Origin of the sequence: Vibrio gallaecicus (assembly GCF_024347495.1) — a bacterium.
GTDB lineage: Bacteria > Pseudomonadota > Gammaproteobacteria > Enterobacterales > Vibrionaceae > Vibrio > Vibrio gallaecicus.
Map to the genome: position 1 here is coordinate 1,300,333 of NZ_AP025491.1, position 24,301 is coordinate 1,324,633.

19 protein-coding genes and 4 pseudogenes are annotated in these 24,301 nt (G+C 41.5%); 10 read left to right on the forward strand and 13 right to left on the reverse strand.

Going from position 1 to position 24,301, the window contains the following annotated elements:
• Window positions 1-161 precede the first annotated feature (161 nt).
• Window positions 162-365, forward strand: coding sequence for a pyrophosphatase (locus tag OCU78_RS20680; RefSeq protein ID WP_137373685.1), 204 nt, complete (start codon window positions 162-164; stop codon window positions 363-365).
• Window positions 366-689: 324 nt separating this feature from the next.
• Entirely contained in the window at window positions 690-1,238 is a 549-nt protein-coding gene (locus tag OCU78_RS20685) for a sugar O-acetyltransferase (protein WP_137373684.1), read from the forward strand.
• A gap of 175 nt (window positions 1,239-1,413) precedes the next feature.
• Here the strand turns inward: OCU78_RS20685 and OCU78_RS20690 are convergent.
• Together OCU78_RS20690 and OCU78_RS20695 are read right to left on the reverse strand one after the other, a co-directional pair.
• Window positions 1,414-1,500 (reverse strand): annotated as a pseudogene (locus tag OCU78_RS20690) (integrase); the annotation flags it as partial.
• 205 nt (window positions 1,501-1,705) lie between these two features.
• Window positions 1,706-2,611, reverse strand: coding sequence for a LysR family transcriptional regulator (locus OCU78_RS20695; RefSeq protein ID WP_137373683.1), 906 nt, complete (start codon window positions 2,609-2,611; stop codon window positions 1,706-1,708).
• 121 nt (window positions 2,612-2,732) lie between these two features.
• On the opposite strand from OCU78_RS20695, the gene OCU78_RS20700 reads away from it, so the two are divergent.
• The 7 genes and pseudogenes from OCU78_RS20700 to OCU78_RS22960 form a co-directional block, all read left to right on the forward strand.
• Window positions 2,733-3,401: an SDR family oxidoreductase gene (locus OCU78_RS20700; protein ID WP_137373682.1), complete on the forward strand. Its 669-nt coding sequence runs from the start codon at window positions 2,733-2,735 to the stop codon at window positions 3,399-3,401.
• 97 nt (window positions 3,402-3,498) lie between these two features.
• Window positions 3,499-4,686 carry an MFS transporter gene (locus OCU78_RS20705; RefSeq protein ID WP_137373681.1) on the forward strand — a complete coding sequence of 396 codons (1,188 nt, stop codon included), beginning with the start codon at window positions 3,499-3,501 and terminating at the stop codon, window positions 4,684-4,686.
• Between the two features lie 79 nt (window positions 4,687-4,765).
• Window positions 4,766-5,192, forward strand: a pseudogene (locus OCU78_RS20710) (glutathione S-transferase N-terminal domain-containing protein).
• A gap of 10 nt (window positions 5,193-5,202) precedes the next feature.
• The gene (locus OCU78_RS20715; RefSeq protein WP_137373680.1) at window positions 5,203-6,321 is read left to right on the forward strand and encodes an alkene reductase; all 1,119 of its coding nucleotides are present in this window, start codon (window positions 5,203-5,205) and stop codon (window positions 6,319-6,321) included.
• Between the two features lie 587 nt (window positions 6,322-6,908).
• Window positions 6,909-8,081 (forward strand): MerR family transcriptional regulator, encoded by a 1,173-nt coding sequence (locus OCU78_RS20720; RefSeq protein WP_137373679.1) that lies wholly within the window; start codon window positions 6,909-6,911, stop codon window positions 8,079-8,081.
• Between the two features lie 3 nt (window positions 8,082-8,084).
• A complete protein-coding gene (locus OCU78_RS20725; protein ID WP_137373678.1) occupies window positions 8,085-8,594 on the forward strand; it encodes a GNAT family N-acetyltransferase in 510 nt (169 codons plus the stop codon).
• A gap of 1 nt (window position 8,595) precedes the next feature.
• Window positions 8,596-8,736: pseudogene (locus OCU78_RS22960) on the forward strand (alpha/beta fold hydrolase); the annotation flags it as partial.
• Window positions 8,737-9,120: 384 nt separating this feature from the next.
• Here OCU78_RS22960 and OCU78_RS20730 read toward each other — a convergent pair.
• Window positions 9,121-10,518, reverse strand: coding sequence for a tryptophanase (locus tag OCU78_RS20730; protein WP_137373677.1), 1,398 nt, complete (start codon window positions 10,516-10,518; stop codon window positions 9,121-9,123).
• Window positions 10,519-11,040: 522 nt separating this feature from the next.
• Entirely contained in the window at window positions 11,041-12,318 is a 1,278-nt protein-coding gene (locus OCU78_RS20735; RefSeq protein WP_137373676.1) for an HD-GYP domain-containing protein, read from the reverse strand.
• Window positions 12,319-12,536: 218 nt separating this feature from the next.
• On the opposite strand from OCU78_RS20735, the gene OCU78_RS20740 reads away from it, so the two are divergent.
• Entirely contained in the window at window positions 12,537-13,082 is a 546-nt protein-coding gene (locus tag OCU78_RS20740; RefSeq protein ID WP_137373675.1) for a GNAT family N-acetyltransferase, read from the forward strand.
• Window positions 13,083-13,332: 250 nt separating this feature from the next.
• Here the strand turns inward: OCU78_RS20740 and OCU78_RS20745 are convergent.
• From OCU78_RS20745 to OCU78_RS20785, 9 genes and pseudogenes are all read right to left on the reverse strand, one after another.
• Window positions 13,333-14,679: pseudogene (locus tag OCU78_RS20745) on the reverse strand (sensor histidine kinase); the annotation flags it as partial.
• A complete protein-coding gene (locus OCU78_RS20750) occupies window positions 14,672-15,391 on the reverse strand; it encodes a response regulator transcription factor (protein ID WP_137373673.1) in 720 nt (239 codons plus the stop codon). The pseudogene OCU78_RS20745 and the gene OCU78_RS20750, both read right to left, overlap by 8 nt.
• Window positions 15,392-15,675: 284 nt before the next feature.
• On the reverse strand, window positions 15,676-17,547 hold the full coding sequence (locus tag OCU78_RS20755; protein ID WP_167494038.1) for a methyl-accepting chemotaxis protein: 1,872 nt from the start codon (window positions 17,545-17,547) through the stop codon (window positions 15,676-15,678).
• Window positions 17,548-17,785: 238 nt separating this feature from the next.
• The gene (locus OCU78_RS20760) at window positions 17,786-19,102 is read right to left on the reverse strand and encodes a BatD family protein (protein WP_137373672.1); all 1,317 of its coding nucleotides are present in this window, start codon (window positions 19,100-19,102) and stop codon (window positions 17,786-17,788) included.
• Window positions 19,092-20,699 (reverse strand): vWA domain-containing protein, encoded by a 1,608-nt coding sequence (locus tag OCU78_RS20765; protein WP_137373671.1) that lies wholly within the window; start codon window positions 20,697-20,699, stop codon window positions 19,092-19,094. Before OCU78_RS20765 ends, OCU78_RS20760 begins: the two co-directional genes overlap by 11 nt.
• A complete protein-coding gene (locus tag OCU78_RS20770) occupies window positions 20,696-21,766 on the reverse strand; it encodes a VWA domain-containing protein (RefSeq protein ID WP_240701741.1) in 1,071 nt (356 codons plus the stop codon). Before OCU78_RS20770 ends, OCU78_RS20765 begins: the two co-directional genes overlap by 4 nt.
• Window positions 21,756-22,277: a DUF4381 domain-containing protein gene (locus OCU78_RS20775; protein ID WP_137373670.1), complete on the reverse strand. Its 522-nt coding sequence runs from the start codon at window positions 22,275-22,277 to the stop codon at window positions 21,756-21,758. The genes OCU78_RS20770 and OCU78_RS20775 overlap by 11 nt, the downstream gene beginning before the upstream one ends.
• A 4-nt stretch (window positions 22,278-22,281) precedes the next feature.
• Window positions 22,282-23,277 (reverse strand): DUF58 domain-containing protein, encoded by a 996-nt coding sequence (locus OCU78_RS20780; RefSeq protein WP_137373669.1) that lies wholly within the window; start codon window positions 23,275-23,277, stop codon window positions 22,282-22,284.
• A 9-nt stretch (window positions 23,278-23,286) separates the two neighbouring features.
• A complete protein-coding gene (locus OCU78_RS20785; RefSeq protein WP_137373668.1) occupies window positions 23,287-24,270 on the reverse strand; it encodes an AAA family ATPase in 984 nt (327 codons plus the stop codon).
• Window positions 24,271-24,301: the final 31 nt, after the last annotated feature.

A 24,301-nucleotide genomic window follows, 5' to 3' on the forward strand; every position in this document is an offset into this window, starting at 1 on the left:
CATAAGTATGGAAAGTCACTAAGCTCACTGTCCAGTATTGATTGTGCACATCACTGTCTTGCTTTCACACAAATCTGACATTGATGAATGCCATAAGCTATCGATATAAACATCAATATATTGTATTATTACATCCGTATTTATACTTATTAGGATTTTCTATGTTGATTCACGAATTTTCGAATAAGGACGTTACCGCTGAGCATGTAATTTTAGCTCAAGCAATACTAGCAGGGACTGCTCAAGGTGATAAAAGTAAAGCACAGCGCTTTATGATTTTTGTAAATGAGATTCCCGATGCGCCGACTGTGCAAAGCCTGATTCCACACTTTAGTCAATTTATGAAGCGCTTTAAAGCCAGCTAACATTCAGAATACGTTACACAGGGATGTGTAATTAAGATCACCAATTCCCCCCTAACCCCTACCTACTTTTAAACTCTACCTGACCCTGTGCTCGCTCTATAACTAGCCATTGTTATCGGAGGACAATAGAGTTTGATCAATTTTAAAAACGTTTCCGGACAAAAATGTTTAGGTTGATAAGACAAGGTACTTAGTTCCACTTCAAAGAAGTTATTCCATTTCCGCAAATCACAATCGCCTAGATTTCATTTCTATTGGAACGTTTATTCCGCTAAATTATTCCAAAACCAAACAAGAACCATCGATTATATACATAGGAAGATTATGACTGAATTTGAAAAGATGATGGCTGGTGAAGACTATGATGGCGGCGATCAAGCAATAAATGACACTCGTGACAACACCTCAAGGCTCTTACTTGAACTCAACCAAACCATTGTTGAGTCTCATCGCCAGAAAGTTCTAGTGCAGTTGATGAGAGAAATATCTGCCACTAGCATTATTCGCTCTCCATTTCATTGTGAAATAGGCAAAACCATTTCTATTGGCAAGAGTAGCTTCATCAATATGAATGTCACAATGTTAGATGGAGCAAAGATCATCATTGGAGACAACGTATTAATTGGACCAAATACTCAGCTCTACACAGCAAGTCATTCTTTAAATCACCTAAAGCGCCGTCAGTGGGCAACCATATGCAAACCAATAAGTATCGAAGATGATGTGTGGATTGGTGGTAACGTTGTAATTAACCAAGGGGTTACTATCGGTGCTCGCTCCGTAATTGCAGCCGGCTCAGTTGTGAACACTGATGTTCCTCCAGATTGCTTATATGGTGGTACACCTGCCAAACTAATCCGTCGCATTGATTAAACTGCGTAAGGTAACTCAACGAAAACCAAGGGGCTGTCCTTGGTTTTCTCTTTTGAATTCACGAATTCAGATCATTTATTAATAGGTTAACGTGACACTGACTTGTAAAGGGGCACAGGCTTCTCAGAAGAGAAGAAAAGCCTGTATAGGCGCTACTCAGCATTCAAACCAAGTTTTGCAGCCTAGTACTGATTCGCCAAATCTCTTCAAGCTTAAATGGTCTTTTGATGCCGCTGCATTTTCCAGAAGATAGCTTTCTCATGATGACCTCCTCTCAATGTTGTTGGTCAACATGAAGTTTGGCAGTCACATTTAGTAGGGTTCAGGAAGAGCTGAAACGGCTATGGACAAAAGTTTCTTAGAGTTTCAACTTAAATTCGATTTAGTACAGGTATGCGAAAACTCTTTCTTTAATAAACAACCTTGCTTAGACAAAACAACTAGTTTCATTACTCAACTTAACCTAGCTAAAATCGTTCAATCAAGAAGTCCAAGAACAAACGAAGTCGCTTGGGTTGATACTGGCGGCTCAGGTAAATCACGTTCAAATCTGCGCCCGCAGAAGAGGTCGATGCGTTGAAGTTCTTCATATAGCCATTTAACACCGTCACTAGACGCTGATGTTTGATGTCTTCTTGCACATCGAGAATCGATTTCAACGCAATACCCGCCCCATCTAACGCCCATTGACGAATCACTTCGCCATCATCAGAAAACCGTTTCGGTACGACAGTAACAACATTGTGTTGCTCATCATCTTGAAAGTGCCATGTTTTCAACTCTTCATTGCTGCGAACCATGGCTAAACAATCGTGCTGTACTAAATCTTGTGGCGTGATTGGCGTGCCTTTCTTTGCCAAATACTGAGGAGAAGCACAAAGCACTCGGCGACTAGACGCCAGTTTACGAGAGATAAGATTGCTGTCGGCTAGCTCCCCATATCGGATAACGATATCCAAACCGGAATCAGCCAAGTTGGATAAGTTATCGTTCAAATACAGATAAGGGATCACATCGGGATAGAGCTGACTAAATTCCGACAGTATTGGCGAAATGTATTGCTTACCAATATCACGAGGAGCCGAGATTTTAAGTGTGCCGCGCACTTCTTTGGTGCCAGTTTGGAGTAAGTTTTCCGTCTCTTTAACGCTGTCGATGATTTCCAAGCATGCCTGATGGTACATAGCACCAGAGTCCGTCAATGAGATATGCCTTGTACTGCGATTAAGTAATTTCACCCCATAACGATCTTCCAGCGACTGCAATCTTGCCGTTACTGTTGCTGGCGATAAGCCGAGTTCTCTACCAGCCGCCGCCAACCCTTGGTTCTTCACTATACTGACAAACAGCGTCATATCCGAAAACTTGTCCACATTCCCTCCTCAAACTTCATTATTCACCTGAACCGAATAATCAATTCAAATATTACCCAATTATCAAATTTCTTCCAACCAATATACTGACCACATCGAAACAAGATTAGAGAAACAAATCATGAAAACAGAGAAAATCGTTTACGTCGTACTGGGTGGCACATCAGGTATTGGTGCTGAGCTTAGCCAACAACTTGCAAGCGACAATGCGGTTGTCCACGTAGCAAGCCGCAAAACAGGGTTGGACATCAGCGATGAACAATCGGTTTACCACTACTTCGAAACCATTGGTGCTTTTGACCACCTGATCGTCACAGCAGGTTCTTATGCTCCGGCAGGCAAAGTGGTGGACGTGGAAATTTCCCAAGCAAAATACGCTTTTGATACCAAGTTTTGGGGCACCATTAACGTGGCTAAACATGGAGCTCGCTACATCAAGAAAGGCGGCTCAATCACGCTAACTTCCGGCATGTTATCGCGCAAAGTTGTTGCTAACACCTACGTAAAAACCGCGATCAACGCTGCCGTTGAAGCAACCACAAAAGTACTGGCGAAAGAATTGGCTCCGATCAGAGTGAATGCGGTCAGCCCAGGTTTGACTAAAACTGACGCGTATCAAGGCATGAACGAAGACGACAGAAATGCCATGTACCAACGCACAAAAAATAGCTTGCCGGTGGGCAAGGTTGGCAAAGCCAGTGATGTTGCAAAAGCTTACCGACTTCTGATGGAAAACAGCTACATGACCGGCGCCGTAATAGATGTCGATGGTGGTGCACTGCTTGGATAGCAACACACGCTTGGCTAACAGCAAATAAAAACTAGGTGCCAGAGCAATAAAAAAGCGTGGCACCAATGGGTTCAAACGAAAAAAAAGAGACTCCCTCATGAATAAAGAAAAAATGCCGCTGCAGGTATGGATCTTATCACTTGCAGCTTTTGCTATCGGCACCGCAGAATTTGTTATTGCAGGAATCCTTCCTGAAGTCGCCAACTCTTTGTCCATCACGGAAGGGCAAGCGGGTTACCTAATCAGTGCCTACGCACTTGCCATTGTGTTTGGCGGTCCGCTACTTACGATTTACTTAGCGCGCTTTAACAAGAAAGCCGTACTGGCTGGGCTAATGGTGCTGTTTATTCTCGGCAACGTATTGTCCGCTTTCGCGCCGAACTACTTTGTATTGATGGTCAGCCGAGTGATCACGGGCTTAGTTCAAGGTCCTTTCTACGGCATCGGTGCCGTGGTAGCAACCAATTTGGTTTCAGAAAAAATGGCAGGTCGTGCGGTCGGACAGATGTTCGCGGGCTTAACGCTGGCTAACGTTTTAGGTGTGCCTGGCGGTACCTGGATTGGCTTGCAATTTGGCTGGCACACCACTTTCTTGGTCGTTGCCGCTTTTGGTTTAGTGGCTCTGTTCTTTATCACTTCAGTGGTCAAATCCACCGGTCATGCCGAAGCAAAAGATATAAAAGCACAATTGGCCGCGTTCAAAAACCCAATGCTACTTATCAGCTTAGCGATCACCGTATTTGCTTGGTCGGGGTTCATGGCTTTGTATGGTTACATCGCCCCTATCGCCATGCACATCACAGGCTTTGGTGAAAGTGCCGTAACTTGGATTCTGGTTATCGTTGGCGTCGGTCTGATTGTTGGTAACACCATGGGTGGTCGTTCATCGGATAAAAACCTACAAAAGGCATCTATGTTCTGGGCTATCGCGATGATTGTGTCACTCGTACTGGTCGGAATCACTGTAGAAAGCAAAGTGCTGTTCATTGCCACCGCCTTTGTATTTGGTATTGCGTCATTCGCTAACGTACCAGCAATGCAACTTCGAGTAATGAACCACAGTGGTGAAGGTCAGGAATTAGCAGCGACGGCAAACATCTCGGCTTTCAACTTAGCTAATGCCTTTGGCGGTTTCTTAGGTGGCATGGTGCTCGATAGCCAAATGGGCGCAGGCATGATCCCTTACGCAGCCATCATTGTTCCACTGATTGGTTTGCTATTCATCGCCAAGGCGAACCGCAAAGAAAGCAGACAAACCGAGTTAGCGCCAAGCTTCAACAACTAATTTCATCCCGGCTGGTAGTCCTGACTTAACGCCTCCCGAACAATCAGGGCTGCCCAATACAAATCAATAGGAAAACACTATGAAACTCTACATTTACGAACATTGCCCATTCAGTGCTCGCGTCCGCTATGTTGCTGGCATGCTGAATATCCAACTCGACGTCATCAATATTACTTATGACGATGACAAAACCACAACGGACCTGATTGGAACCAAGCAAGTGCCACTTCTTATCAAAGACAACGATGACGTGATGGCAGAAAGTCTAGAGATCATCGCTTACTTCCTTGAACTGGCAACATCAAGTGAAACAAGCCAACCGTCGCAACCAGTGCTGGATTGGCAAAAAATCGCGTTCCTTCCAGCATGTAACTTTGGTAGACAAAGCGATCTTATTTTCTGTTTTGCGCGGGTTCTTCAGTGCCGCAGAAATCCAATGGGACAACACCGTGAAAAATTGGATGGAATCTGTAAGCAACAAAACCCAAGTACCGCTACTTAAGTAAGGAACCGATCATGAGCAAACTATTTGAACCAGCCCAGCTGAAACAACTGAATCTACAAAACCGTGTAGTCATGGCACCAATGACCCGAGCACGCACTAGCCAGCCGGGGAATATTCCAAACCAAATGATGGCAACTTACTACAAACAGCGCGCAACCTCAGGCTTAATTATCTCTGAAGCTACCCAGATTTCAGATGATTCGCAGGGTTACTCATTTACACCAGGCGTCTACACTGATGAGCAAGTGGCAGGCTGGAAAACCGTCACTCAAGCAGCAAAAGAGCAAGGCGCAGCTATGTTTTGTCAGTTGTGGCATGTCGGTCGTGTATCACACCCGACATTCCAAAAAGGCGAACAGCCTATTGCCCCATCAGCACTAAAACCAGTAGAAACCCAAGTGTGGATTGCCGACGAGCAAGGCAACGGCAATATGGTCGATTGTGTAGAGCCACGAGCCATGACTCAAGCTGATATTGACCGTGTCGTGAGTGATTTCGCCCATGCTGCGAAACGAGCGATTGAAGCAGGCTTCGATGGCGTCGAAATCCACGGCGGTAATGGTTACCTGATTGACCAGTTCATACGTACCAATTCAAACCACAGAACCGATAACTACGGCGGTACTCGCGCAAACCGACGTCGCTTTTTATTAGAAGTGGTCGATGCGGTGAGCGAAGCCATTGGTGCCAATAAAGTGGGAGTACGACTCGCGCCTTTCATCACTTTTAAGGATATGAACTGCCCAGACATTGTGCCGACCATCCTCGATGCATCGAAACAACTTCAAGCTCGTGATATTGCATACTTGCACCTGTCTGAAGCGGATTGGGACGACGCACCAGTGATTCCAGAAAGTTTCCGCATCGAACTGCGCGAATACTTCACCAACACAATTATCGTCGCGGGCAGTTACACCCAAGAGCGTGCTGATGAGGTACTTGAGAAAGGTTATGCGGATTTAGTGGCGTTTGGGCGCCCGTTTGTTTCTAACCCTGATTTGGTAGCGCGCTTAAAGTACCAACAACCTCTGTCTGAGCTTGACGGCTCTACGCTATTTGGTGGCAATGAGCGTGGATACACCAATTACTCAGTATTTAACTGCGTAACTAACTCATTAATAAACAATTAATAGAAAATAGAGTGCAGTACGTATCACATGAATTATTTTTACTGTGCTCTTCACTCTTACGGTAAATAAAGGTCTCGTTCAAAATCAATTCAACACCACCAATTGATGTGTACCGGTAATTTGGAGCATTAATATAGTTAAAAACAAAAAGCGCAACGGATCGAGTGTTGCGTTTTGCCACGCTTTACTTTTTGTATATCTAAACTAGCTGACTATCTATAATCTATTTAGAAGCCTAACAAATATTGGGGCACTTCCGCATTACTAAGTGCCAACTATGAAGGTTCTGGACATAAGCTTGTCAGTTCCTTATCTAAATTAGTAACTGATGATTTAAGACAGGTATCGCAAAACCTAAGCCACCACCGCTTATTTTGGTAGTAATCTTAAACGAAAGTAGAGACTTCCAAGCGAAGTGTGTGCGTATAAATGCCAATTTCATGCAAGTTAAAACAAAAATAGTGATTCTGGTCCCGATTCGAAACCATTCTTACTACCACGATTATTTTCAAGTTTCTGCCAAAATCAATATTGACCTGTCTAAAGCTTTACAGTTTATAGTTCACTCATAAATGAGAGGAAAACCCATGTACCGTATATCTGAATTGGCACAAAAAGTCGGATTAAGCCGTTCAACTTTGCTCTATTACGAAAAACTCAAACTGATTTCAGCCAAGCGGCAAAGCAATGGGTATCGCTGCTATACAGACAAAGATGTTCAACGGGTAAAACTATTACAGCAACTACAAGCTGGCGGACTAACCCTAAAAGAGTGCCAAGCATGCATAAATACTCAAATCGACAGAGAGCTGCTACTTCATAGGCTTAATGTATTGGATGAAGAAATCACACAAAAACAAAAAGCAAGAGAGCTTCTTTCCTCAATGCTTGGCATGAACTCTATGAAGGAGTGGCACCAATCAATGGAAAAAGAAGCTCCGTCAGCACATTTAGAATGGTTAATGAAACAAGGCTTCAGTGAAAAGAGTGCCTTGAGGCTAAAGTGGCTTTCGAAAGATATGAATGAACATGAGCAATACATGGCTGATTTTGAAGCTATTTTTCAAGGGTTAGATCGGCTGGGACCAGGTGATGAAGGTTACTCTCTCAAAGCATTACGCTCTTTACCAATTAGGTCGGGCGATGCGCTAGAGATTGGTTGTGGAAAAGGAGTCACAACCACTTTGCTGGCAGAAAATTCAGACTTCAATTTAACGGCACTCGATAACGATGAGTACTGCCTAAGCTGTCTTAAAGAGAAGGTTAAAGATCATTCTCTTGAACATCGAATAACAACGATTTGTGCCAGCATGGCAGCGATGCCATTTGATCGGGGGCAATTTGATGTGCTCTGGTCAGAAGGCAGTGCTTATATCATGGGAGTCAAGCAGGCACTTAAAGATTGGAAACCATTTCTTAAGACTAATGGCTACTTAGTTATTAGTGACTTGGTTTGGTTAACCGATAAACCAGATGCCGAAGTCATAGAGTTTTGGCAACAAAACTATCCAGACATGGCGACGAGCGAGCAACGAATCAAAGAGATGATGAAAGCAGGCTATGAGGTTATAGAGAGCTTTACACAGAGTGAACAGTCGTGGCGCAACTATATGGATCCATTGAACCAAAAGATCACTCAGGTCGAAGACGAAGATTTCACTTCTAATTCACTCAATGACTTACGCAAAGAACTACAGATACACGAGCAATACTTAGGTCAATATGGTTACCAAGTATTTGTACTAAAAAACAAAGGTTAAAACATGAAAATTAGAGCTGAAAATCACTCAGACATTACAGAAATTGAAACACTTATTTATCGAGCGTTTGAGAACCATCCACACCATGAACCAGGTGCTAAACCAACAGAGCACTTGATCGTCAATAAACTACGTGATGCAAAAGCATTATCACTATCTATAGTTTGTAAAGATCAAACTGGCATCATTGGTCATATTGCCTTTTCACCGATTCTTATTAATGGCGAGGAGTCTGTTTGGTATGGCTTAGGCCCAGTATCAGTGATGCCAGAGCGTCAAGGTGAAGGTATCGGCGGTGCACTTATTCGTGAAGGGTTATCACGACTTAAAACACAAGGTATTGAGAGTGTAGTGTTACTCGGCGAACCAAAATATTATGGCCGATTTGGTTTTGAGTCACAGCCAAACCTTACACTTCCAGGTGTCCCATCAGAGTATTTCCTAGCTATACCGCTAGCCAACAGTATTCCGACGGGCGAAGTTGCTTATCACTCTGCTTTCTTTGACAACTAACTCGGCAGAAAACAAGAAACATATTAAAGATTACAGCATTTACTACATTGAGGAGTCTGGGCACTTTCCAATGCTAGAGAAACCTAATGAGTTCAACAAGATCCTTTGGGAAGCGGTTAAGTCTGTTAAGTCATTTGATTGATTAGGTTCGTTCCTATCGACTGCAAGTTACTTTTTACCAGAACTGCATGAGTTAGAGTGAATTCTCTAACTCATTTTTCTATTTCTGACATATGATTTCAAGCAGATTTGCCTAACCATGCACTCTAAACACTTGGATATAAGAACTATGCTTGCTTTCAGTTTACCCACATGAACTTAGATATTAACCATCATAATGAGTGCTATACCTTTAGGGGTTCATAGCAAATTTTTATTGTTAATGAGTAGGATTTATTGGAACTGACAAACTATATTGCCTTCTGGTAGCAGACCAAGAAGAAATACTCTTTGAAGCTTCATGCGCATTAATAATGAAGCCGCCACATAAAGTGGCGGCTAAAGTTACAAATTTTAGGGTTGTTAACTATAACGAAGTAAAGCGAGCGGTGAAATGACGCAACACTTCCGGCTCATATTCAAAGGTTAAACCCACTAACTCATGCGCTCTGTCTCTGAGTTCAATGATCGCATCCGCAATGTAGTCCATGTGATCGTTGGTATACACTCGGCGCGGAATCGTGAGTCGCATAAGCTCTAATTCAGAGGCTTTTTGTTCACCCGTTTCAGGGTCTCGCCCGAGCAACAGTGATCCAATTTCCACAGCGCGGATCCCCGCTTCTAAATAAAGAGCATTACACAGTACTTGAGCAGGGAATTGCTCTGCCGGAATATGTGGCAGAATCTTCGCGGCATCCACAAATACTGCGTGTCCACCTGTTGGGTACTGAATTGGAATACCCGCTTGGTGTAGCCTATCGCCTAAATATTCAACCTGACTAATTCGGTAATGTAAGAAGTCTTCATCTGCCCCTTCATACAAACCTCTCGCCAGTGCTTCCATATCTCGACCTGCCATTCCGCCATAGGTCACGAAACCTTCCATTGGCACACAACGCGTTCTTACTGCTTGGAACAATTCTTGGTGATCTCGAATGCAGCATAAGCCACCAATATTCACCATAGGGTCTTTTTTAGCCGACATCGTCAGCATATCGCCATACTGATACATTTCGCGGATGATCTCTAAAATCGAGCTATTTTTATACGCCTCTTCACGCTGTTTAATAAAGTAAGCATTCTCACAATAACGTGCAGAATCAATCACAACAGGAATATCGTGCTTAGTCGCAATCTCATAAACTGCTCGCATATTCGCCATTGAAACCGGCTGCCCACCAGAGCTGTTACATGTAATGGTAGTAATAATGCCCGCAATGTTATGAGAACCATGTTGTTCTATGGTTGCTTCCAGCTTCTCTAGATCAAAGTTACCTTTCCAGTCATATGGTGTCGTAGTATCAAATGCCTCTTCCGTCACGACATTGATCGCTTTACCACCATTAAGTTCAATATGGCCGGCTGTGGTATCAAAGTGGTAGTTCGAAATGAAGACTGGTGTTTCACCGCCACGGACATTTCTCATTCTTTCAATCAAGCACGGAAACAGAATTTGCTCGGCTCCACGCCCTTGGTGAGCGGGCACTGTTAGGTTATAACCAAAGAAGTGTTTAACGGCGTCACATAGGTTGTAATAGTTACGGCTGCCTGCGTAAGACTCATCTCCCATCATGATCCCTGCCCATTGATTGTCACTCATGGCGCCGGTACCGGAATCCGTCAATAGATCAATATAGACATCATCACTGCGTAATAAGAAAGGGTTGAGCCCTGCTTCTGCTAATGCAATTTCGCGATCAGCAAGTGTGGTCATTTTAATTGGTTCTACCATTTTGATGCGAAAAGGTTCTGGAATACGTTTCATCTTAATTTCCTTTAGGTAGATCTAAGCCGCCTGAATTCAGGCATAGTGAGTTAATTTATTGCTTAATTTTCTAGTGGCTGAAATTCAATTCGAGTTAAATGATGAAAACTATTAACTCATTGAAATAGCGCTATCAGTGCGGGTGCACTAAGGAAATTAATCTGTGGCTTTACTGAGTAACGAGAGGCAGTAGTCAAGGTTATACCAAGGTGACAACACTAACGTGCTGTCGAGCTGAGCTAATTGGCTCATAGCGTTATCCTCCTCCTTGATGAATGATTCTGATATTAATAATAACAGTGAAAGCACATTATGCGGTTCGAAACCAATCTAACTGCTACTCACTTATTAACTTATTAACTTATTAACTTATTAACTTATTAACTTACTATAGCTGAATTCCATGATGCATGACTGTGACACATGGCTATTTTATGGTCGCTGTCTTCTTAAGTAGCTATCTCCCAATAGTAAATGCCTACTCAAGCAAACACCGACTTTTCATCCAAATACGACTTGTCTTTATAGTGCCTTGCAAACTGTCATCGACACTCTATCTGTCGATAAATCAAAGCAGTATTGCGCATGTTTTCTAAGGCATGAGAAAACAACTTTGTCTAACTTATTACTGCTAACTAAATCAGACATTATCGCCATGGTTTGTTCAAGACTCATTCCATCACGGTATGGTCGCGACTGGCTCAAGGCTTGAAACACGTCCACTACCGCAACAATTCGGCTTGGCTGATCCAACTGCTCAGCAGTTTTTCCTAATGGGTAGCCTGACCCATCTAAACGTTCATGATGGTTAGATGCCCACTCACAAATTTGTGGCGAGTGAAAAAGCTCTTGCAGTGAAAAGCGCGTATCAGTAGCGTGCCGCTTAATGCAACAAAACTCTTCATCGGTAAGAGAGCCAGGCTTATGCAGTACATCTCTTGGCGTTTGTAGTTTTCCAATATCATGAACTAAGCCAGCCAAATACAACTTTCTCTGAGTTGTTTGCGAATACCCAAGTTTCTTGGCGAGGTATTCCGTTAACTGCCCCACCTTTAATGAATGCTGGAAAGTAAATGCGCTTTTCGCGTCTACCAGCTTTGCAATAAACTCACCAAATGCAATGGTCTCATCAAGCGTCATTTTTTGAGAAAAGAATGGAACGGCTGAAAACTTACTGCTCATAATCTCAATGTATGAAATATCCATCGAAAACCAAAAGTCATCATTATCGACCAGTTCACACATGTGCTGAACTAAGTTACTCTCAAACAATGTACCTGCAGAATCGGTTAAACATTCAATAATGCTCGCTTTACCTGCCGGCGTGAGATTACCAAAGCGATCTGAGGATGTTTCACCATATAGATAGTCTACTCGATCAGCTAACATGATAATTGCAGCTAACTCTTTCTCAAGCATACCCATTGGTAAAAATTGCAGCTCTTCCCATGCTGTATGATGATATAAAACGGGTTTGGCAAATATAGAAAGTACTGGGCATTCTTTTAATATTTCGTGCCCTTTTTGACAATGATGATGGGTGCCCTCTGGCACTAAGCTCGTCAACAAACTTCGATGTTCATCCATCTGGGTAATGCCACAGTCATGAATCAACCCAAGCGAAAATGCCAACTGTGCTTGTTCTTCTTCCCAACCAACACTTTGTGCGCATCGATAAGCAATATAGCCCACTCTTTGCCCATGATTTTTACTTTCAAACCCCACATTATCCAGTGCTCTCGCAATGCCTAGTAGTGCCCGCCTTAAATCTACAGTCACTTCTTCGCAACACAAATCCATTTCTTCAACCTAGTTTTTACGCTTTATATATGACACACGAATACTAATCCAAAATAGGTATAAATAGACATATAAATACTAAGGTTTTTATCATTTAGTGATATTGGTTGCGTATAACGTGATCTACGTGCCACAAAATAGGGTTAAGTTTTCCTGTACAGCACCAATGAGCAACATTAATCTGTTTTATACGCAACTAATTTTCCATAAGGATAGCTATGTTTAAAATTGATATTGATGAGGAACTCTCCATTGCTTTAGTCCAAGAAAGCTTCGCTCCCCTTTATGCTGAAATATCTCAATCTCAAAATGAGTATTTAGCACAATGGCTTGCGTGGCCGCCTCATTGTCAAAGCGAACAAGATTTCAGAATATTCGTACAACGTAGCTTAAATGATTATGCTGAGGGAAAAAGCATGACTTGCGCCATTGTTTTAAATGGAAAACTAGTCGGGAACTGCAGTTTCAACAGCATTAACCACGACACTAAAAAAGCTACAATTGGATACTGGGTGTCTCAAGCGGAACAAGGGAAAGGTATTATTACCCGAGTTGTGCAAAAACTTATTGATATTGGGTTTAATGAACTTGATATGGAAAAGATTGAAATTTCCGCGGCAGTCGGCAATATACCCAGCCGCAAAGTGTGCGAACGATTAGGGTTTGAACTGGAAGGGATCATTACTCGTAATGAGAACTTGAATGGTCGGGTCATTGATCATGCTATATACGGGCTATTGCGTATTAATAGTAAATACAGCTAACCCACCTCATCAATGTATTGTGAAGACGAGCTCTGAAAGCGATTAACTAAACCAATCAAACACAAAACATTAAAGAACAAGGGCAACATATGTTGCCCTTATTAATATCTATAGAAGATATTTATAACACCCCACCTAATGAAAGGTAGTGGCATTATTCAATAGGAAGATACCCATTGTAATTTGAGGTATTAGAATTCGTGACAGGCTTAGAGTCCGAAATAGGCTGTGAGCTCGAAATTGACAGGGAGCTCGACTTAGGCATTGAAATAATGAACTTTGCACCACCATGATTGCTGCCTTGAATCCTAATTTCCCAGCCAAGTTTTTTTGCCGCAGAGTTAGCAATCGCTAAACCTAAACCAAACCCACCTGTTTTTGAGGTTCGGCTTTGATCCAAACGAGAAAACGGCAGCAGTACTTCATTTCGTTTTTCAACAGGGATACCTTTCCCGTTATCTTCAATCGCTATTAACCAATTCTCTGAATTTTCATCCAAGGTAACCCACACCTTATCTTTGGTATAATTCCCTGCATTCTTCAGAATATTATCTAATACTAAACGAGCCATCGTGCAGTCACATTTAGTTTTAATACCATGAAGTAATAGAGACTCAAATTCTACATTCGAGAGTTTTGAATAACGTACTCTTTCTAAACAATATTCAGATAAATCTGTATTGATTTTTACTAGCTCAAAGAATGAATCATCCGCGACATTAAGCTTAGAAAGCATAATGATATCTGATGTCAGCTCGTTAATATCATCAATATAATTATCAATATCATCAAATAGAACTTGGTGCTTTTCGGGGGCTTCACGCCTTAATAAATCGGCAGCCAATTGAATTCGGCTAAGTGGGGTTCGCACTTCGTGGGGAATAGCCTGTGCAAATATGTGACTTTGCTTAACTTTGCTTTCTATTTCCTCAGCCATAGAGTTGAAGCTACTTGCAAGATCAGAAATAGGGTGGAGTTCTTTTGTGTTAGAGCGAGTGCTGAGTTTTCCTTTCCCAAACTGTTCTTGCTTAGCAACCAGTAACTCTATGCGCTCTTGTAAGCGGCGAATAGGTAAATAAATACTGGCTCCAATAGCAAACACGACCGCAATTAATAGCGCCAGTAGAAAGTGTCGCTCAGAATCTTCATACCATTCAATGTCAGGGCTGAAAAACTCTTCAATTTCGCTGAATACGAAACTGTACTTAGAATTAGGAAGAGGGAAAACGGCAGAGTAGAGGTTGGTGTCCGTCAGGTAAACGGGAATAGTATTTAACGTGGTATGGTGTTCGCAATTGCGACATGGAGGTTCCCCATCCCAATTTTCAATTAACCTTAAGTTAAAAATATAAAACTGCTGGTACCCCGTTCTATCCAGTTCCCCATACAATGATTTCGGCTGATTATGTTGATTAACATACTGCTCCGCAAAGTAACTGCCATCATTCAGAAAGGTTTCTATTTCTGATCTTCTCATATGTCCATCACCGAGTGTGATGAACAGGAAGATAGTAGAAACTAAGCCAACAACAATCCCAATATACAAACGAGCAAACATTGAAGTGTTCTTCAGCTTCTTCGGTATAAAGCTAAGCAACAAGCATATACCCCTTATTTCTAACCGTTCTTATCCATTGTTTTTCGTTGGCGTGAATACGAAGTTTTTTGCGTAAACCAGACACCCGCATATCGATTGAACGGTCATTGAATGAATAGTCGATACCACGGAAAAGCTGACAGCACTGATCTCTCGTAACAACTTCACTCATGTTTGTGACTAACAAATTTAGAATATCGAATTCAGCAGATGTGAGTTTTAGATTTTGACCATTTAAATATGCAGACTGATCACCAACATCAATGAAAATTCCATTTGGGTTAGGAACATTTTCTTGGCTTTCAATAGAATGGCTAGTGGAAGAAGGCGAATTGTTAGCGGCTAAAGAAGCACGACGCAGCAAAGCCTCAATTCTAGCTAATAAGGCATGACCTCGAATAGGCTTAGTCACATAATCATCAGCACCAAACTTAAATAGGCTGACTTCACTGACTTCATCTTCAGATGCCGTCAAAACTAAAATGATACCGTTATAAAACTCTCGCGCTTGGCGACATATTTGAGTACCACTCATGCCTGGTAACATCAAATCAAGTAATACGAGATCTGGTTCAAAACTGCGTATCTTGTCTAGTGCGAGGTTACCATCATGAACAGCGCTCACAACGTAGCCTTCGGCTTCTAAATAAAGAGTAGTTAAGCGGGCTATTTCTAGATCATCTTCTACAATGAGTACTTTAGCTTTAGACATCAATATCATCCGTATTTATAAATGCGGGCGTATTATATATGCCATACTGATTCATTCAACAGTGTGATGCTCGTCATTATTTTACCGTATGACAATTAATTTGCATCAATAATGTACACCTAGTTTTACATAGTTGTTTGCATATAACACTTGGGATTCACGGATGTATTGCCCTAACTCGATTCATGGCAAGTTACCTCACTCATCATCGCTTTCTGCTTCAATGAAACGAGCGTTACACTTTAATAGTGTAATAAAATGTAACGCTGAATAAGTCAAAGGTGTCAGACAATAAAACGGTTTAGTACATGGTCCTGCTCCAATATTTTACTTTGTTGGTTATCGAGTGACTTACTCGCATTTTCCGCAATATTTGTAGCATCAGTAGACAACTCTTTAATTCGAAGCGTATTCCCATTGATTTCTTCGGACACTAAACTCTGTTCTTCAGCCGCAGAAGCTATTTGAATACTGACTTCGGTAATTCTATCTATTTCTTGTTTAATTTCTTCAAGTACCAACTCCGCTAACTTCGCTTTGGTTACGGCATCTGTCGTTGATTGCTTACTTTGGTCCATAGCACTAGAAACCGTTCGCGCTCCACTTTGTAAGTGCTCAATCAAACTTCCGATTTCAGAAGTAGAATCCTGAGTACGCTGGGCTAACGTCCTAACTTCATCGGCTACTACAGCAAAACCACGACCAGAATCACCAGCTCTTGCTGCTTCTATCGCTGCATTTAATGCCAACAAGTTCGTTTGACTAGCAATATCGTTGATAACATTTAGTACGGTTTCAATGTTTGCTGTCGCAGCTTCTAGGTTTTGCATTTCTATCAAAGCTTGCTCAATCTGTGAAGCAAGAAAATCAATCGAGGTTCCAGTTTCACTCATTGCATTTGAACCTCTCTCCGTTGCATCTCCTGCGTCTTTGGCTGCTGATGCAGCACCTTGGGCATTATTGGCCACTTCAGATGCAGTAACGGACATCTCATTCATCGCCGAAGCTAACTGCTCAAGTTCCTGAAGTTGCTGGTTCATCGTTCCAACTGACTTTTTAGATCCCGCCACCGTGACTTCTGTTACTTCCAATATCTCCTGGCCTAACTGTTTAGATTCGATAATCTGGGTTTGAATTTTGTTTGCAAATGCGTTGAAACCCTCTGCTAATGTTACGAATTCACGGTCTGTATTTGTATCAAGTCGTTTTGTTAAATCTCCCTCACCAGAGGCAACATTTTCGATGGCATCATTTAAAATATGAATTGGTCTAATCAAGTATTTAATCAACAGACTTAAGATAACTACACTGACTAATGCTGCTACCAAACCATAAAGTAGAGAGGTATTACGCATTTTGTAGACACTCTGATACGCTTTTTCTTCATCAACAATCGCCCCAATTAACCAATTTTGCCCCGGAATTTCGGCTATACGAATTTGGTATAATCTTTCGTTTAATTCTATTTTTTGATCTTTCAAATGAAGGTTAATATCCGGTATATAGCTCGTTACCTCTTCTCCATTTTTTGATGTATCAGGGTGAGCAATAGTGATCCCTTTATCTGTCATAATGAAAAAATCACTCGCGTTAAATAGGTGTACCTCACCGACCAAATCAGACAAACCACTCAGATCGACATCAAAAAACATTGATCCAACAAATTGTTTATTTTGAAATACTGGGGTACCGATTGAGATGACAGTTGTCCTTGTAGAAACATCGATATACGGCTCTGTAACGATCAATTGCTGTTTTGATGCACTTTGTTGATACCAAGGACGAGTTCTCGGATCGTAATCAGAGCCAGCCTGCCAGTTATCATCATTCTCGACAAACGACCCACTTCTTTCTTCACCAAAACCTACGGCAATAAAGTTCTCTTTTAAGATAGAGGTTTCAATAACATTCTGGACTTCTTGAAGCGTATCACCGTAATACTGAACAGTTTCAGTAGTGAAGCGAGCTAAGTTTTTTTTACTTTGCAGTTCTAGAGCAATGACATTTGTCATTTCTTTTACCATTTGGTTTAGACTTGTATGCTCTATGACTTCTAGCTCTTTTCGTACCGTGTAAGCTTGCATGGCGGTAAGTAAAGCGATGGAAGAAAGCAGCAGTAATGACGATGCAAGCAATATTTTTTGACTAAATTTCAATTTCTAATTCTCTGTGTAAACGGATTTAGCCCATTTCGAAATTGATCTTCCTTGCAGTCTCGATATGAACAGTAGAGTCATGCACTCAATATTCTGCAACTGAGAAAATTAGAGCATTACTTAGGATTCGACTTAAACCTAAGCTAATTATCTATGACCGTTATAGCGAGGTAATCAGTATTTTTACGGTAAATAAATGCTGACTAATTACCCTGTCAGTAAGCTGCTATGTTCATTTTCATCGGGTGATTCGACACCAAAGATTTATTAAATATCGCCTATTAAATAAAGTTACTTTTGATAGCTCCTTATAACGTCTATGTATTGACGTATCGTCTAGCTCTTTACCTTGTGTAAACAATCTGTATTGACCGTATTTGGTCAGAAATCTTTCATAAACAATATTCTCAGAGTCAACCACCTCTTTTTTCACCAACGACAGTAAAAACCTGAATAATAATGGCGATTTACGCGAAGAATAATAAACAACCAATTTCTTCATCATGATGAGAATAAGCAAAACACAGGCAACAGCCACCAACAACTCATGAAGATAAGCCTTAACCCATGATCCTAACGTGTACTTTATTCTGTAGTTAGCTGAATCCAATTTTAGGCTTTTTATCTCCTGATTTTCAGGCTCCCAAACAAAGAGAACGACTTCTGGCAAGGTAAACTCTCCGGCTTCTTTTACAACGTAGGTTATCGCTTCTACTTTTGTAGTTTTATTCACCCCACGAATACGCGTCTCATTAATTTGAGAAGATTGAACGAAGCACTTCACATAATCAGTTGTATAAGGAAAATCATCGCAATTCACTAGTTCCGGTAAAAGCATCGAGTTCGTGTTACTCGCGGTTAAAGTGATGGTTCTTGATATCGAGTCACCAACATTAATGTGTAATTGTTCTCTATCTTCACTGCTACTGACCACCGTTATTTGTTGTGAAACATCCACATTATCAGCAGTCAACCAAAGGTGCGGTTCAAACATAAAAGCGCTCTGCTTATTCGCACTAAATCGAATGGGCTCAGTCTGAATAAAGCCACTTACATTGCTATTTTTTTCCTTATTGTTTTTATTTTCATGGGCATTTTTACCGCTACTCCCGCTGATGTTTTTGATTTCTAGCTCAATGGTGATACTTGGAATTAAAAACTCGCCGCTTTGTAATGGATAAACCACAACCTCCCATATTTGCTGGGAATAAGTCTTCCCATTTAAACGTTTAGTTGAGTTTATAGAATGAAGTTGGTTAGAAAGAACCACTGCATTATCAACTTCAAATCGATGTATGTGAGTTCCTTTGGTGAACCAAGTGTCAGACAGTATTTCAATATTAACTGTCACTTGTTCATGAACAGAAAAAGCGCGACTGTAGTTATTGCTATGTGTACTATTTCCACCGTGAGCATCATCCACCCACGCATTAACCTGAAGACTTCCTCGATGAGATAAGTCGCTAATTTCCATGCTGAAGCTATTACTCGTCACTAATAACAGCAAAAGCAGACAGGATGATAATAGCGTTCTGCATGTTAAGTTAGTGCTCACTTTCAAACTCCTTACTTATCCCTATGCCCGCCTCGAATTGAATGTAAAACTTGGAAGTTAAAAAATCAGAGAGATCACTTTGCACCGCTCTCATCCATTTATCATTTGCTGATGCGTTTGATAATATTTGCTCAGCAGTAAGTACTTCTTTGATTAGCAGCTTTGATTCTACTTCTTGCTCAAGCCCTTCTGACGTTTGAGGTTTATCCCCTAAATCTCGACTACTTTGCTGCTCATTATTATTGGCTTGGCTCTTGGTGAATTGGTCGATGTCCTTAATGATTTTTTCCACAATTATTAGGTTAGTTTTGGCTGCAATACTGTTAGGGTATACCTCTAGCAACGAGATATAAAAACGCTTAGCCGCTAAATACTCTTTTTGATGAGTCAATGACGCCGCGACACCCAACTGAGAGTGAAGATCATCATTTCTCATGAAGTACTGTTGAGCAATTTCGTATTCACCAGCTTGAAAATAGGCTGTCGCTTTCCATTGGTCATTATCGAATAACTCGGCGGAAAGCTTGTATTCACCTTGTTGATAATAATACTGACCCTGCTGATCTTTGGTTAACCACAGATCGACAAAAGACCACTCACTTGCGGTGACATTTGGTGAATAGAATGAAAAGCTACTTAAACATAAAATAATTCCCCAATGAACGAGCCACCCTTTGCGGAACCACATTAGATAAACAACTAAGATGAACCACACAAGTGAATACCCAGAATCAAACCAAGGCTCAGACGACCCCATATTCATTTTAGCATTTTGGGTAATAATGCGTTCAAGCCTACCGACATCATTATTAGTTGGTGAAAACTGGACATAATCACCATTTACCGACTCACTTAAGCTCTCCAACTTTCCACTTTGTAGAGGGAAATTAGAAGGACGATCAGGGTGACCGATTCCATAAGTTAATAATCGATGAGGTCGGTGCTTAAAATATTGAGTGTAAGAAGTAATTGATTGTTGATTTAAAGCATCTGTCACTAGCATAACGGTTGCTGAGTCGCTTAAACTTAATAGTCTCTCAATCACTGGCACGGTATATTCCGCAAACTTACCTTGCCTTGGCATTACCTCTGGCTTAATTGACTCTAATAGCGGTTTGAAAATTGCTATATCTTGTGTAAAAGGCATCGCGACATGTGCACTCCCTGAATATACGATTAACGCTGTTTCTCCAGAGTTTCTTGCTTCTATCGTCTCCAAGATTTTTTGTTTTGCCATGATCAATCGGCTTGGTGCAACGTCTGTTTGATTCATCGTATCAGACACATCCAGCACCACGATCAATTGAGAGTTGTCTTCTCCAAATAACGAAGATTGGCGATACCAACTTGGACCTGCAGCAACGAAAATGGCAGCAAGACCAATCACAAAAAGTAGTTTTTTGGGTAACTGCTTTCCCCAAGAAGGTTGCTCTACCCGCATCGCTTTCGCTAGATGTGTCGGTAACGCTTTTAACCACTGTTGTTCACTAGCTTCACGCTTCGAATGGATCAGCAAAAGCCCAATAAAAGGCACAATTAATAACAGCCACTCAACTCGAAGAAAATGAAACTCAGAAAGAAATATAGGTACAGTCATTTGATTTCCTCCCCTATATTGGGACACTGTCTCGTTCTAAATAAGCTCACAGCCATGAACAAAAGATGGTGCAATACAAGCAATATTACTGGCACAAAATGTAGGCTAACTTTGGGTTGAAAGGTAAAACTCTTGTAAACCGTAGGCTCTAAGTCTGCAATCACTTGATAAACCAATTGAAGCTCTTGGTATGACATCGCTAAAAATGACTGGCCACCAGTGATGCCGGCAATACTGTTTAGCGTTTCAACTTCCAAAGCTTGTTCTCCTGCAGTATTAGGGTTACCCATCGCTATGGTATGAATCCTAATGTTGTTTGCCGCAGCAACTTTAGCCGCGTCTATAGGAGGAACAAGGCTGTTGGTATCATTTCCATCGGTGAGGACAATCATCACTCTTTGCTTGTCATTTTCCCTAGTATCTTTGCCATCTCTACTCTTACCTTTATTTTTGTCTTTATTACCCTCGCTATTATCAATAGTTTCCTCTGAAAGGTAAGTTTTAATCCCCAGACCTATTGCGTCCCCTAGGTGAGTACTTGGTCCAGCCATTGCAACTTGGCTTTCTTTCAATAAAGACAACCAAGCTTTATGGTCAGCTGTAAATGGCGATTGCATGTACGCAAAATCACCAAAAACAATTAACCCTAGCCGATCTCCCTTACGCTGTTCACTGAACTCACTCAAAACTTGCTTCGCAGCTTGTAACCTTGATTCTTCAACACCATTCACACTATAGAAATCGGTGGTCGACATAGAACCCGACAAATCAACCAGTACCATCAAGTCTCGTCCGTCTAAATCTCTAGTTTCTTCGTCACCTAGCCATACTGGTTTTGCTGCTGAAATAACTAACAGTATCCAACCGAAGACCAATGAAAATCGTTGCCAGCGCCCAGGTTTTATATCTGAACTTCCGTTATTCACATTTAGCTGCAGGTCTTCGACCAATCGCGTAAAAAATGGAACACGAATGGCGACTCTTTGAGTCTGATATTGAGGTGCAAGGAGGTAGATAAAAAGAGGAATCGGCAATAAAGCAAATACCCACGAATATTCAAACTCCATAAGCAGCATCTCGCTTGTGGCACTTGATCCATTCAATCGCGTCACTTTTCACTTGGGTAAGCTCAGTGCTCGTCCATACTCGAGCCGAATTAGGTCGATAAATCGACTTTTGCCAATGTTCGTGAACCTCTGAAACAAAAAGAGAGTCTTGCGAAGTTATAGATAAAAAACGAAGCCATTCTTTACCTGTAAGGTGGGCAATATTATGATTAGGGAATGCATAACATGCCGTGTTTTTCAGCACATTGTTTAGGCTGCGTAATTCAGTGGCAGCATCGCCTGTAAAACATGCTTGAGCCCATAATTCATCACGTTGTTGCACAAAAGATAATGCTTTTTTTCGATAACGTTCCTCTTTATATTTTTTAATAAATCGAATACCAAGCCCTGCCAAACCAAGGCCGATAACGACAAACAGAACTTTCCAACCAAAAGTTTGAGGATAAAAGGCGATGCTGATTGGAAGTTCTGGATCAACAAAGTTTGTTAGTAGAATATTATTGGATGGCATCACTTCACCCTCTTACTTTATTAAGGAAATGATTAATGTGATGACCAGAAGTATCAAGCTCAATAAGAGGGAAACCCGCAGAGCCAAATAAGGTTTGCCGAGCAGATTTTTCTTGCCCAAGCCATTTATTGTAGTCATCAAGCTTGGTGTTCATACTTTGGCTCACAGGAAGTTGATGGTTTCCATCGCTGATCAGCATTGGGTCACTGAACATCAAATTCACTTCCATAGGGTCATTAATAGCAATACCTAAAACATCATTATGACGCTTTAACCATTTAATCCTTTCAACATCGTCAGGCTTCATACCAGAGAAGTCACTAATAAATATAAGCAAGCTGCCTTTTAATTTCAGCTTCATTAATTTCGTTAATCCAAGACTCAGAGATGGTTGCTCAGTCACAGCCTTATCAGGGGAGTTTATCTTTGACTTCTTCGAAATTGATTGGGAGAGCATTGGTTTAAATGACTGAGGTTTAGAAGCAGTTGTGACTAAGCTTTGGTTCATTGACGTCAGTGTTTTTAAAACTCGTGAAACATGTGCAATGTTTCTTTGTGGTTTGTACCACTTAGCTTCAAAATCATTGAACAACAACGCGCCAATTCGATCATTACTTTTGATTACCGACCAAGCGCAACAGGCGCTGATATGAGCCGCAACAACAGACTTCATTGTATCAACAGAAGAAAAAAACATACTTGTTCGTTGATCAACGACTAAGATCACCGGTTTATCTTTTTCTTCACTGTAAACTCTTATATGAGGCTCTCCGGTTCGCAGTGTCACTTTCCAATCAAGGCTCCTCACATCGTCACCTATCTGATAATGACGGAATTCCTCAAAGTTAATCCCCCGACCACGGTACTTAGATTGATGACGACCTGACATTTTACTTCCTGCCTTCTGGGAAGGAGGTAGAATGAGTTTTGACGCTGACATTTTCATGGACATTAGCGTACTCAACTCTGCAGAGATTCTAGGGTCTTGTGCAATATTCATAAGATACCTTTAAGTCAAAGGAACAGTGAGAAGAAGCTCATCAATAATTTGTTTGGTCGTCACAGAGTCTGAAAGGGCTTCAAAGCTTGGCGAGATACGATGGCCAAGTACAGCCGTCACAACACTTCGAACATCATCAGGCGTTACATGATCTCGCCCTTCTATCCAAGCATGAGCCCTACTGCATTTGTCTAATGCTATCGACGCTCTTGGGCTCACACCAACATCTATCCACTCCGACAATTTAGAGTGTTGATATTGCTCAGGTTGCCTTGTCGCAATAACCAAATCGACAAAGTATTGATCGATAGGAGGCGAGCAATAAATACGTTTGATTTCTTCCTTGGCTTGAATCAGATCCTCTTGTGTAAAAGCACATGTCTCTGCGCTTTTATAAAGGTCTGAATCTTCGCCTAGCTCTTCTTTTCGCATTAAATGAATAATGTCCATTTCAGCTTCCCGTTTTGGATAGCCAACTTCAATTTTCATGATAAAACGGTCCATCTGTGCTTCAGGTAACGGGTATGTGCCTTCTTGTTCAATCGGATTTTGCGTAGCCATCACCATAAATGGAACCGGAAGCATTAAAGACTCACCTCCAACAGTCACCGTATTTTCAGCCATAGCCTCTAATAAAGCAGCCTGAACTTTCGCAGGAGCACGGTTAATTTCATCGGCTAAAACGATGGAGTTAAAAATAGGACCCGGTTGGAATACCAAAGAAGCACTTTCTTGCTGATACATTTGCGTGCCAGTGACATCGGAAGGCAATAAATCTGGAGTAAATTGAACACGACCAAATGCCAAGCCTAATGCATCAGAAATCATTTTAACTGCTCGCGTTTTTGCGGTACCAGGTAGACCTTCAAGCAAAATGTGTCCACCAGTCAATAACGCAATGACCATCGCTTTTGTCACATGTTCCTGTCCAACAATTCGTTGGTTAACGTATTCAAACAGTGAAATGATCGAAGAATTGGGTTTCTGAGACATAAAAGACCTATCGGAGCACTGCTCCGCCGTA

Excerpts from the sequence above, each read along its gene's own strand:
- OCU78_RS20680 (WP_137373685.1), top strand. The coding sequence starts at position 162 with ATGTTGATTCACGAATTTTCGAATAAGGACGTTACCGCTGAGCATGTA.
- OCU78_RS20685 (WP_137373684.1), top strand. The coding sequence starts at position 690 with ATGACTGAATTTGAAAAGATGATGGCTGGTGAAGACTATGATGGCGGC.
- OCU78_RS20700 (WP_137373682.1), top strand. The coding sequence starts at position 2,733 with ATGAAAACAGAGAAAATCGTTTACGTCGTACTGGGTGGCACATCAGGT.
- OCU78_RS20705 (WP_137373681.1), top strand. The coding sequence starts at position 3,499 with ATGAATAAAGAAAAAATGCCGCTGCAGGTATGGATCTTATCACTTGCA.
- OCU78_RS20715 (WP_137373680.1), top strand. The coding sequence starts at position 5,203 with ATGAGCAAACTATTTGAACCAGCCCAGCTGAAACAACTGAATCTACAA.
- OCU78_RS20720 (WP_137373679.1), top strand. The coding sequence starts at position 6,909 with ATGTACCGTATATCTGAATTGGCACAAAAAGTCGGATTAAGCCGTTCA.
- OCU78_RS20725 (WP_137373678.1), top strand. The coding sequence starts at position 8,085 with ATGAAAATTAGAGCTGAAAATCACTCAGACATTACAGAAATTGAAACA.
- OCU78_RS20730 (WP_137373677.1), bottom strand. The coding sequence starts at position 10,518 with ATGAAACGTATTCCAGAACCTTTTCGCATCAAAATGGTAGAACCAATT.
- OCU78_RS20735 (WP_137373676.1), bottom strand. The coding sequence starts at position 12,318 with ATGGATTTGTGTTGCGAAGAAGTGACTGTAGATTTAAGGCGGGCACTA.
- OCU78_RS20740 (WP_137373675.1), top strand. The coding sequence starts at position 12,537 with ATGTTTAAAATTGATATTGATGAGGAACTCTCCATTGCTTTAGTCCAA.
- OCU78_RS20750 (WP_137373673.1), bottom strand. The coding sequence starts at position 15,391 with ATGTCTAAAGCTAAAGTACTCATTGTAGAAGATGATCTAGAAATAGCC.
- OCU78_RS20765 (WP_137373671.1), bottom strand. The coding sequence starts at position 20,699 with ATGACTGTACCTATATTTCTTTCTGAGTTTCATTTTCTTCGAGTTGAG.
- OCU78_RS20770 (WP_240701741.1), bottom strand. The coding sequence starts at position 21,766 with ATGGAGTTTGAATATTCGTGGGTATTTGCTTTATTGCCGATTCCTCTT.
- OCU78_RS20775 (WP_137373670.1), bottom strand. The coding sequence starts at position 22,277 with ATGCCATCCAATAATATTCTACTAACAAACTTTGTTGATCCAGAACTT.
- OCU78_RS20780 (WP_137373669.1), bottom strand. The coding sequence starts at position 23,277 with ATGAATATTGCACAAGACCCTAGAATCTCTGCAGAGTTGAGTACGCTA.
- OCU78_RS20785 (WP_137373668.1), bottom strand. The coding sequence starts at position 24,270 with ATGTCTCAGAAACCCAATTCTTCGATCATTTCACTGTTTGAATACGTT.